The organism is Dietzia sp. UCD-THP, from assembly GCF_000349585.1.
GTDB lineage: Bacteria > Actinomycetota > Actinomycetes > Mycobacteriales > Mycobacteriaceae > Dietzia > Dietzia natronolimnaea_A.
Genome location: NZ_AOSR01000099.1, coordinates 1 through 10,876 on the forward strand (window position 1 = coordinate 1; position 10,876 = coordinate 10,876).

A 10,876-nucleotide genomic window follows, 5' to 3' on the forward strand; every position below is an offset into this window, starting at 1 on the left:
CGTCCAGTCGACCCAGATCGCCCATGCCCTTGAGCGTCGGCGTGCCATCCGCTGCGGTGGACTCGAAGCACACGCGTCCGGTAGAGCCGATTTCGACCGGGCGGCCGGCGTCGTCGACGATCCGGACCTTCGCGGCACCCAGCGGCCGACCGACGGAGCCCTGGCGTTCGCGGGACTCGGCAGGGGAGACGTACGTGTGCCCGTACCCCTCGGAAGCCCCGTAGTACTCGTGCAGGATGTCGCCCCACCAGTCGTTGATGTCGTCCTTGAGCTGGGGCGGGCACGGCGCTCCAGAGGTCACGGCGACCCGGTGGGACGGAGCCACAGCGATCTCCGCACGGCCGGGGACCGCGAGGAGCCGCGAGAGCATGGTGGGCACCCACTGGGAATGCGTGATCTCGCGTTCGTTGAGGATTTCGAGCGCTCGGCGGGCGTCGAACGACTCCATGCACACCACGGTTCCCCCGACCGCGAGGGTCATCAACTGAAAGGTGAACGGCGCGGCATGGTAGTTGGGCGCGGGTGACAGGAACCGGATGCCGCGCTCGATCCCGAGTTCCGCGGCGAGCCCAGGATGGCGTGCGGGCGCTTCCAGGGGGTGCACCCCGAGAAGTGGTTGGCGGTGGGCTTTGGGCCGACCGGTCGTCCCGCCGCTGAAGAGCACCCGCGCCCCGAGCAGCTCCTGCCGAATCGGAGTGGCGGGCAGGTCTTGGAGCGAGGACCACAGATCCTGGGTGCCCGGGCAGGCCCCGGACACGGTCAGCACGAGCGGTGGACGGGCCGCGTCCGAGGTGGACTCGATGACCAGGGGCGCCATGTCGACGTTGGTCACCACCGCGGCCGGGGCCGCCTCCCGGAGCATCGGGGCGAGCTCGGTCGACTTGAGGTGCCAGTTCATGGGGGTGACCTCGAGCCCCGATCGCATTCCCGCGGCCACCACGACGGGCCAGGCGATGCCGTTAGGTAGGAGGATGACCAGCGAATCGCCGGGTCGGACCCCGTGGTTGTGGAGCAGATGGGCCACCTGGTTGGACTGTGCGTCGAGCTGCCCGAAGGTTAGGACCTCGCCGGAGTCCGCCATCTCGTACGCGTGGGCGTCGGGCGTCAACTCGGCGATCGTGGGGGGATACACGTCATGCCTCCGGGGTGTGTGATTGGAGATTCGCTGCAACTGTGGGATAAGTAGGAATCTACTCGGCCGAGAGGTGTTCCAGTCGGTTAGGATGTGACGCAACGATCGCAAATTAACCCAGATCCGTCAACGCGCTTCAGAGGAGCCACCGTGGAACTACTCATCGTGCGCCACGCCCAGCCGGAACGAGTCTCGGTCAGTGCGGGGTCTGCTGATCCGGACCTCACTCCCTTGGGTCTCCGCCAGGCGGCGGCACTTGCTGAGTGGGTCGCTCGCGACAGGCGCAGATTGCCCGTCCGTGTCGTGAGTAGCACGATGTGTCGAGCAAGGCAGACCGCAGAGGTCGTGGCCGAACGATGCGGGCTGGGTATCGAGACGGATGCCCGTTTAGCAGAGTTCGACCTGGGATCGAGCGAGTACGTGCCGCTCGAGCTAGCCGGCGAGAAACTGCTCCAACGTGCCGGAGCCGCGCTAACGACTGGGGTCTGGGGAAACCACACGTTCGATCCCGAAGATTTCAGGCGGCGAGTCCGTACGGGCTTCGACGAGATAGTCCGGGAGCCGGGCCCAGGACGCGTGGTCGTCGTCTGCCACGGTGGCGTTCTCAACTCGTTCCTCGGTGATGTGATCGGGCGCCCGCCCGGGGTCTTCTTCATGCCCCGGTATACGTCGGTCAGCCGTGTTTTCGTCGATGCCGCCGGTGAACGACAGCTGGGATCGCTCAACGAATTGCCGCACGCAAGTGGGGCGTCGGATCTCACTTTCTGACCTGGGACGGTCCGGATCGGTCCCATCAGGGCGAGGGTAGCGCGGGCCGTTTCGAACGCTCAGTCGGTGACGGGGTCCGGTGCCCGGACGAGACCGAGTGCCAGATGGACGTATTCCTCGGCGATGTCGTGCGGTGTCAGCGGGCCGCCGGGTGTGGGAGTTAGTTCGGCATTGCCCATCGCGATGATTGCCCCGACTGCGATCCGAGGACTCCGGACCTCGAAGGCTTCCGATCGGGCGCCGTCCTCATCAGTTGACAGAGCAGCGCCTCCCGTTCGTCGCGCCGGAGCACGATCGACCCCCGGTTCACCAGTTCGGTAGATGGTGGACCCTAGCGACTCCGCGTCTTAGTGGTCCATTCACCTCGCGTGTCCTACCTAATTCCGGTGGGCCCAGTCGTCACACGTGACGGGTTGGAAGTTTGACTGCTAGCTGCGGGGGTTGAGCAGGAGGTGAATAGAACCACTGCGGTGACCACCAAAGTAATTGACATCGTCATCACTGATCGCTTCAACGATGCGCCGGTGCCCCCCACTGGGTAGCTCCTTCTTTCTTGATGCATTGTCACCAACCCCTTCGGCGCACTCAATGGCGCCAGTACAGACTTGAAGAACCGATGAAGTTCGTCGCCTCCGCCGGACCCGGCACGATTTCTCTCCGACCGAGCCCCGGATGGTGATCCAGGGCTTCGTGCCCGTAGCTGACACTCGGTTGAGCAGACGCGCTACTTCGCGATTCGCCTCACTGGCGCTGAACGCCACAGGTTGGCGGACTTGAGACGGGCATCGTCCTGGAGGCGATCGTCGAGCATCGTCGACCTTCACGCTCCGCTGGAGCGGTAGCGAGCGATTCGCCGATCTCGTCGCTACCGGAGGTCGATTCCCTGCCCCTTCCAGTGTGGATACGACTACGCTACTACCTAATCAGTCGATCAGGTAGGTCCCTGGATCGCGTTGCTTCTAGGTGTGCAGGAGAGAATGGCTCGGTGGAAACTGGAGAACGCGTGGATGCGCGTCGGACGGAGGGCCGCGCCATACTGTTGAGGGCCGCGATCCGCTGCATGGTCGAGCGTGGTTATTACGGCACGTCGATCCGTGACATCGCTAGAGAAGCTGGCATGACATCAGCCGCCCTCTATCACCACTTCGCCTCTAAGCAGGCGATTCTGGTCGAGATCATGCGGCAGGCCCTTGATGAGGCGTATGCCGCGACGACCGCTGCGAGTGCAGCCTCCGAGGCGGCGAACTGGCGAGAACGGCTCGAGGCGATGACCCACGCTTGGGTGCTGTTTCACTGCGTTCAGCGCGACGCCGCGATGCTCGGAGCCTCGGAGATTCGTAGTCTGGATGAACAACACCGCTCGAGCGTCATCGAGCTGCGCGATCGGCAAGAACTCGCGTTTCGAAGCGTCGTGGAGGGCGGGGTGTCGGCCGGGGAATTCGAGGTTTCCGATCCTGCCATGGCCGCTCGCGCGATTCTTACCAGTGGGACTGCGGTTGCCACCTGGTTTGATCCGCATGGGCGCAACACGGCCGAAGAAGTAGCTCGCACGTACAAAGGGTTTGCGGTTTCAATCGCAAGATCGGGATGAGACCGGTATCCCTTCGCGTGTCCAGGCCAACGCTTCGGACGCAGACACAACGCCCGAATTGAAGGTCGCCCCGTCGACCAGGTGGAAACGCGCAGCACCACCTTCGTCCTGGCGTTAGACGTTCACGGACCTGTCGCGAACCACGGCTGGCAAGCGGCTGGTAATGATCGACTCAGCGTCGGCCATGATCTGCTCGACCACGCTCTCGCAGGTGTCGACACTATCGATCAAACCTTGAGTCTGGCCAGCCCACCACATCCCGTCCTCCATGTCACCGGCCTGCAGGACGCGGGACCGGCCCCGCGCCCCCGCGGCAAGCTCTGCGACGTCGGCGAACGTGGCGCCAGGACGCTTGGAGATCTCCGCGATCTGTTCGGAAATCTGGTTGCGTGCGACTCTGGCGGAGTTGTGGAACTGACGGAACACCACCACGGTATCGCGCTCGTCGTTAGCCACGATCTGCTGCTTGACGTTCTCGTGGATAGCCGCCTCGGTGGTGGCCATGAACCGGGTGCCCATGTTGACCCCCTCGGCGCCGAGGGCGAGCGCAGCCACCAGCCCAGCTCCGGTTGCCATTCCACCGGAGGCGATCACAGGAATGTGCAAGCGCTGCACGGCCGCGGGGATGAGAACGAGGCCGGGCACGTCATCCTCGCCCGGGTGACCAGCGCATTCGAATCCGTCGATGCTGATCGCGTCGACTCCCTTGTTCTGCGCTGATAGTGCGTGTCGAACGCTCGTGGCCTTGTGAATGACCTTGACGCCAGCCGCTTTGAAGTCCGGCAGGTGGGGTTCGGGGCTTGAGCCTGCGGTCTCGACCACCGTGATGCCGGACTCGACAATTGCAGCGCGGTATTCGTCATAGGGGACCGGGTTGATTGTTGGCAGGATTGTGAGGTTGACCCCGAAGGGCTGATCGGTGAGATCGCGCGTTCGTTGGATCTCCTTCGTCAGAGCCTCTGGAGTCGGCTGGGTGAGGGCGGTCAGGAAGCCTAGGGCGCCGGCATTGGCCACGGCGGAGATGAGTGGAGCGGTGCCGAGACCGGTCATCCCGCCGCAAAGAATGGGGTGTCGAACCCCCAGGAGCTCGGTAACGCGGGTGCTGATCATGAACTTTCCTCTCGAGGATGTTGTGTCACGCTGGCAACTACTAGGTCGGCCAGCAGTCGACATGCAGTTGCTTTGTTGAACCCCGCCGAGGGCGCGATCTCGCCGCAAGTCAGAAGCGCGTTGCTGGCCAGGCCCCGAAGAGATTCCCTAACGATTGTCAACCCCCTCAGAGTGGTCCTGTTGGGATGCATGTCGGGGTGGCCGTAGAGCGTCGGGCTCTACGGCTGATCTGGAGCCTCGTGGTGGCGAGACGAGTGAGGGTCAGGCTGCCAGGCGGGCTCTCCTTTGGGCGGAGGTGTGGCTGCGATGGCGGGCGCGGACTTCCGCGGGCACCTGATAGCGCTCGCGGACGATGGCGCGAGCCTGCGTGATGTCGAGGATCGCGCCGTCGTCGTCGCGGTACTCGTAGGGCGCGTCGCGGTCCACTACGATCCAGATCCGCTCGGCGAGCTTGCGGGCGACCGCGCATACGGCCTTGTTGTGGTGCTGGCCCTTGTCGACCATGAGACGGTGGTACACCCGAGCGAGCTGTGGGTCGGATGTGCGTGCCGCGTTCGCGGCGAGGAACACCGCCATCCGTAGAGCGGAGGGGCCTTCCTTGCTGATCGCGCGATGCTTGTGCTCCATGGTTCCCGACGACCAGTTCGATGGGGTGAGCCCGCAGTAGGAGGCGAAGTCCTCGGGGCGGGCGAAACGGGACCCGTCGCCGAGCCAGCCGCGAATGGTCGCTGCGGTGATCGGGCCGGTCCCCGGCACCGAGAGCAGCAGATCATCGGGCCCGTAGAAGGCGTGCCAGAGCCCGTCGAGTTGCTCGGTGTAACGGTCGAATCGGTCCGCGGCCTGATCGATGTCGGCGAGCATTCCAGCTACTTTCAACCTCCAGAAATCGAGGTCGTAGTAGTCCTCGAGGATGCTCACCCAGGCTGCCGCGGCACTGCGCAGTTGGTCAGCAATCTGCTCCTGGCGGCCACCGCAGTGGGAGTGCTCGCGCAGCACTGCGGCGATCGTGGCCCGGTGCGCGCGGGCCAGGGCGCGCAGGTCAGGCCACCGCCCCAGCACCGCCAACGTGCGAGTACGAGATCCCGCGAGAATCTTGTCGATGTCCGGGACAGTGGCGGTGACATACGAACGCAGGCGTCGCCAGCACTGGTCGTAGTGCACACGGGCATCGCCCCGCGACAGAGCCGAGCGTTTGAGGGCCTCAGACCCGACGTCGGCCACGACGAGCGGTTCAAGGTCGAACAGGTCGAGCGCCTTGGCCAGCAGGTGTGCGTCGATGACGTCGGACTTGTTCTTGCCGGCGACCGCTGCGCGCAGTCGGGAGGAGTGCCTGGTGCCGATCAGGTAGAACCGGCCGCCGGCGGCGCCGACCGCAGCCTGGATGCCAACCCAGGTCAGGGAAGTCGGTTCGGCGACCACGTCGACGGCGACGTCGACCGCTGCGAGGAACCGGGTGAGCTCGTTCATCCCGGCCGCGGTGCTCGGGATGGTCTTGCGGGTGGTTCGCGTCGTGCCGTCGTCGCGATACTCGATCAGTTCACACTGGTGATTCGCCACGATTGCGCAGTCGATCCCGGCGCGGGCCGCAATTGTTGTGGGATTATGGTCTGTGCCCGTTGAAGTCATGGGTTCGGGCTTCCTTCCTGCCGCGCTCGCCATAGCGGGACAGTCGAGACGACGTCGCCGGGCGTCCTCCTCGAGCGGCTTCGCGCTTGCCGGCAGGCTCCACCAAGCCTGCCTGCGACGTCGCAGGAGGGAAGCCCCACAATCATCGCCGCGCCATCGGGTAGAGCGGCCGTGGCTTCCTGTGTACTTATCGGTCTCGAGAGCATCCCGTCGCCGCGGCCCCGTCACCTTGAGCCGCTGCCACAGCAGGCCATCGGCGCCCGCGGCCAGCAATCGGTCGAGGGTGTCGCCGCCAGGGCGTGCCCGTGCTTACGTGTCATCCGGCGCGACCAGTCGACAGAACACCTCTGCCTGGCCGGTCCGTCAATTCCCTTCAAACGGGCCATGTGGCGGGGCAGATCCGGTGTCGCATTCTCTGTTCACGAGGCACAACCCTCAGCCGACAACCGCGCTCACCGAACCTCTCCCACCGTCAACCCTAGCGGGCTGCTGAGCTGGGAGAACCCAGCACCGAAAACGATATAGGCCCCTGAACCAGGTCTCCTTCGATGAGAGCCTCGGAGCAGAGGCAATCCTGTCGCCGACAGCTTGCGCCGCTCGTCGAGGGGCATTCGTTCAGGACTCCCTTTCCGATCCGGGGAAAATGACCTATCATTCGATTATCTAATCATATGATCAGTTAGTTTGCTCAACAGAAGGGGCGACTGTGCCTCCCATCCCCGAGACGGCCACAGACCTGCCGCTCGATTCCCTAAGTACACATCTCGCGGAGATCCTGCCAAGGTTCGATGGCCCTCTGCAGGCCGATCTACTGTCGGGCGGGCGATCGAACCCGACTTATGCACTGACCGAGGGGACGAACGAGTGGATCCTGCGCCGCCCGCCTTATGGCGCGGTCTGGAAATCCGCGCACGATATCGGGCGAGAGGCTCGCGTCCTGCAGGCGCTTGCCGGAACGGCGGTGCCTGTCCCTGCGGTCGTGGACCACTGCCGCGACGAATCCGTCATCGGCGCGCCGTTCTACGTCATGCCGCGAATTGCGGGCCGCACCTTGCGCGATCGCAGCGACACCGAGGCACTGACCCCGCAGCAGCGCCGTGGTCTGGCCGAGTCGCTGGTGTCGACACTCGTCGCTCTGCATGAGATCGACCCCTCGGAGGTAGGTCTAGGTGACTTCGGACGTCCGGACGGCTATCTAGAGCGGCAGCTGCGCCGCTGGGACCAGCAATGGGATTCCTTGCGCACTCCCGATCGGGTCGATGCGTCCGAGCTGCAACACGCGCTCGCCGCGGCGATGCCAACCTCGACGCTGACCGGCATCGTCCACGGTGACTACAAGCTCGACAACGTGCTGGTGTCCACCGAGGACCCCACGCGCATCGTGGCGGTTCTGGACTGGGAGATGGCGACGCTGGGTGACACGCTTGCCGACATCGGCTTCCTGTTGTCGTTCTGGGATGAGATCGGCGGACCGCACAACCCGCTCACGGCTGGGGCGACGGCGCTGGAGGGCTTCCCGTCGGCCCATGAGATGGCAACGATGTACGCCGAGCAGCGTGATATCGATGTCAACGATCTTTCCTGGTACGTCGCCTTCTCCAATTACAAGCTCGCCGTGATCCTGCAGCAGATCCACGTACGCCATCTTCGTGGCGAGACCCGTGGCGAAGGCTTCGAGGAGCTCGGGCCCATGATCAATCCCCTGATCGAGCTCGCGCTCGACCGACTCGAGGAGCATCGATGACCCCCCTGGATTCGCTAAACCTGACTCCAAGTCCGCGCGCCGTGGAGCTGCGCGCCCGGCTCGTGGAATTTATGCACGACCACGTGTTCCCGGCCGAAGCCGAATACCACGCGTACCGCGCCGCAGCCGGCCCCGGCGACCACACGCTTCCGCCAGTGATTGAGGAGCTCAAGAAAGAGGCCCGTCGCCGCGAGTTGTGGAACCTGTTCCTGCCGGCCTTTTCGGGGATCAGTCAGCTCGATTACGCCGGGCTCGCAGAGGTCACTGGTTGGAGTCTGGAGCTGGCTCCCGAGGCCATCAACGGGCAAGCTCCCGACACCGGCAACATGGAGCTGCTGCACTTGTTCGGCACCGACGAGCAGAAGAAGCAATGGCTCGATCCGCTCATGGACGGCACCATCCGCTCGGTCTTCGTCATGACCGAGAAGGACGTCGCCAGCAGTGATGCGTCCAACATCGAGACCTCGATCGTGCGCGACGGCGACGAGTACGTCATCAACGGCCGCAAATGGTGGTCCAGCGGGGCCGCCGACGAGCGCGCGCGCGTGTTCATCGTGATGGGAAAAACCGCCCCTGACGCTGCCAAACACCGGCAGCAATCGATGATCCTGGTGCCGCGCGACACGCCGGGACTGACCATCGTGCGCGACGTTCCCGTGTTCGGACGCCATGACCAGCACGGTCACTGCGAAGTCGAGCTGCGGGACGTGCGGGTCCCGGTCGACAGTCTGCTGGGCGAGGAGGGCGCTGGCTTCGCGATGGCCCAGGCACGACTGGGACCCGGCCGAATCCACCACTGCATGCGCGCACTGGGCGCGGCGGAACGGGCGTTATCCCTACTCGTGGACCGCGCGAGCTCACGCATCGCCTTCGGCAAGCCACTGGCCGAGCAAGGACTCGTGCAAGCAGGCATCGCCGAGTCACGCATCGAGATCAACCAGGCAAGACTGCTGTGTCAGCACGCGTCCGCAGTAATCGACACCCACGGGAACAAGGCAGCTGCGCCGCTGGTCTCCCAAGCCAAAGTGGCCGTCCCCCGCATCGCATTGCAGGTCATCGACAGAGCGATCCAGGTCTACGGCGGCGCCGGTGTCAGCGACGACGTCCCCCTCGCCGCGATGTACGGCTGGCATCGCGCCATGCGCATCTTCGACGGCCCCGACGAGGTGCACCTGCGCACTATCGCCAAGAACGAATTGCGCCGCAGCACCCGCCTGGCGTGACCCAACCCAGCACCGCACTCAAGGACGGCGGCATTGAGTGCCGCTCTAACACTGAAATCTTGGGCTTGGTTGCCCCGCTGCCTGGAAGAACTGAGGACAGTAGACATGCGCACACTTACTCATAGAACCGCCCAGATGTCAGGAAGTCGCCGCGGTATCGCCCTTGCGATCGCGCGGCGGGCAACCCGTGGCGGATACCGAGCTCAACCTGGCATCCAGCTACTCAAAACTGACTTCGACCTCGATCCATCGGAGGCGGCACAGTGACCGCAGTGGCTTACACACAAGAGAATCGGATCGCCCGGATCACGCTGCGGGGCGAACAGGGCAACCCACTGGATCAAGCGACGATGTCGGAACTAGCGCACGCAGTTCGCCGCGCACGCGCTGACGATGTACACATCGTGGTTCTGTCTAGCCAGGGTCGGGCATTTAGCGTCGGCGGTGACGTGTCGGCCTTTGCTGCTGCAGACGACACCGAGCAAATGGTCGACGATCTCGCCGAAACACTACACCGCGCGATCAGCGACCTTCATCGGATGAACGCCATCGTAGTTTCAGTAGTCACCGGGGCGGCAGCAGGCGCAGGGTTAGCACTCGCCGCCGCAGCTGACCTCGTCATTGCCAGCACCTCGGCCAAATTCACTATGGCGTACACCGGAATCGGGTTCTCGCCGGACGGAGGCAGCTCCTTACTGCCCGCGACCCTCGGATTGCACCGAGCCCTCCGACTCGCACTATTGAACCCCGTCCTCACCGCAGAGGAAGCCCACCAAGTTGGCTTGGTGGCTTATCTCTGCGAAGACGACGCGATCGACGCTCACGTTGAGCAGATCGTTCAGCAGCTCCGAGCCGGTTCCAGATCAGCACAGGTGGCAGCCAAACGCTTGATGCGCGAAACCGCAACACCCGGTGCAGAGGCAGCTCTACGTCGCGAAACTCTCTCTATCCGGACACTGGCCGACAGCCCCGATGGGCGCGAAGGCGTAGCAGCATTCCTAGAGAAGCGAACCCCGAAATTCACAAGCTGAGCCGCCCAAATTTCGACGGCCAGTCCGGGGGTGAGCAAGACAGACTCGGCGTGGTAGGCCACCGTGTCGCAGTGAACCAGCGAAATTACTTTAGCTTCCCACAAAAAACGTTGTGAGTGATCAGAACAGGAGCGTGCAGAACATGGGTGCAGTAATCGTGGAGGCCGTGCGTAGCGCGGTCGGCAAGCGGAACGGCGGGCTGGCGGGTGTCCATCCGGCCGACCTGTCGGGCACGGTGCTCAAGGCGCTGGCGGAGCGCGCGGGAATCGACCCGGCAATCGTGGAGGACGTGATCTGGGGCTGTGTCACCCAGGCCGGCGAGCAGGCCGGGGATATCGCCCGGACCGCCGCCCTGTCGGCGGGGTGGCCGGAGACGGTCACGGGCGTGACGATCGACCGGCAGTGTGGCTCGTCGCAGCAGGCGCTGAGTTTCGCGGTGGCCGTGGTGGAGGCAGGCTTCCATGACGTGGTGGTGGCCGGCGGGGTCGAGTCCATGTCGCGGGTGCCGATGGGATCGCACATCTCTTCCGACTCGTTCCCCTTCGGGCCGGACTTCCTCGAGCGCTACAACGGGGTCGCGCCCAACCAGGGCGTGGGTGCCGAGATGATCGCCGAGCGGTGGGGCTTTGACCGCACGCAGCTCGACGAGTT

At 64.5% G+C, this 10,876-nt stretch carries 8 protein-coding genes and 1 pseudogene; 6 read left to right on the forward strand and 3 right to left on the reverse strand.

The window, feature by feature from the left end:
• Positions 1-1,132: AMP-binding protein (locus H483_RS27140; protein ID WP_017836442.1), on the reverse strand; the 1,132-nt coding region annotated here is incomplete at its 3' end.
• A gap of 165 nt (positions 1,133-1,297) precedes the next feature.
• Between H483_RS27140 and H483_RS38580 the strand changes: the two genes are divergently transcribed.
• Together H483_RS38580 and H483_RS27145 are read left to right on the forward strand one after the other, a co-directional pair.
• On the forward strand, positions 1,298-1,900 hold the full coding sequence (locus H483_RS38580; RefSeq protein ID WP_238556258.1) for a histidine phosphatase family protein: 603 nt from the start codon (positions 1,298-1,300) through the stop codon (positions 1,898-1,900).
• Positions 1,901-2,885: 985 nt separating this feature from the next.
• Entirely contained in the window at positions 2,886-3,491 is a 606-nt protein-coding gene (locus H483_RS27145) for a TetR/AcrR family transcriptional regulator (RefSeq protein ID WP_238556256.1), read from the forward strand.
• A gap of 114 nt (positions 3,492-3,605) precedes the next feature.
• On the opposite strand, the gene H483_RS27150 is transcribed toward H483_RS27145, so the two are convergent.
• Both H483_RS27150 and H483_RS27155 read right to left on the reverse strand, forming a co-directional pair.
• A complete protein-coding gene (locus H483_RS27150; protein WP_017836446.1) occupies positions 3,606-4,601 on the reverse strand; it encodes a nitronate monooxygenase family protein in 996 nt (331 codons plus the stop codon).
• Positions 4,602-4,862: 261 nt separating this feature from the next.
• Positions 4,863-6,260 carry an IS110 family transposase gene (locus H483_RS27155; protein WP_081615140.1) on the reverse strand — a complete coding sequence of 466 codons (1,398 nt, stop codon included), beginning with the start codon at positions 6,258-6,260 and terminating at the stop codon, positions 4,863-4,865.
• Positions 6,261-6,933: 673 nt separating this feature from the next.
• On the opposite strand from H483_RS27155, the gene H483_RS27160 reads away from it, so the two are divergent.
• The 4 genes and pseudogenes from H483_RS27160 to H483_RS27170 all read left to right on the forward strand — a co-directional run.
• Positions 6,934-7,971, forward strand: coding sequence for a phosphotransferase family protein (locus H483_RS27160; RefSeq protein WP_031264758.1), 1,038 nt, complete (start codon positions 6,934-6,936; stop codon positions 7,969-7,971).
• Positions 7,968-9,194 (forward strand): acyl-CoA dehydrogenase family protein, encoded by a 1,227-nt coding sequence (locus H483_RS27165; protein WP_031264760.1) that lies wholly within the window; start codon positions 7,968-7,970, stop codon positions 9,192-9,194. Before H483_RS27160 ends, H483_RS27165 begins: the two co-directional genes overlap by 4 nt.
• A gap of 272 nt (positions 9,195-9,466) precedes the next feature.
• Positions 9,467-10,225, forward strand: coding sequence for an enoyl-CoA hydratase-related protein (locus H483_RS38585; RefSeq protein WP_238556257.1), 759 nt, complete (start codon positions 9,467-9,469; stop codon positions 10,223-10,225).
• 142 nt (positions 10,226-10,367) lie between these two features.
• Positions 10,368-10,876 (forward strand): annotated as a pseudogene (locus H483_RS27170) (acetyl-CoA C-acetyltransferase); the annotation flags it as partial.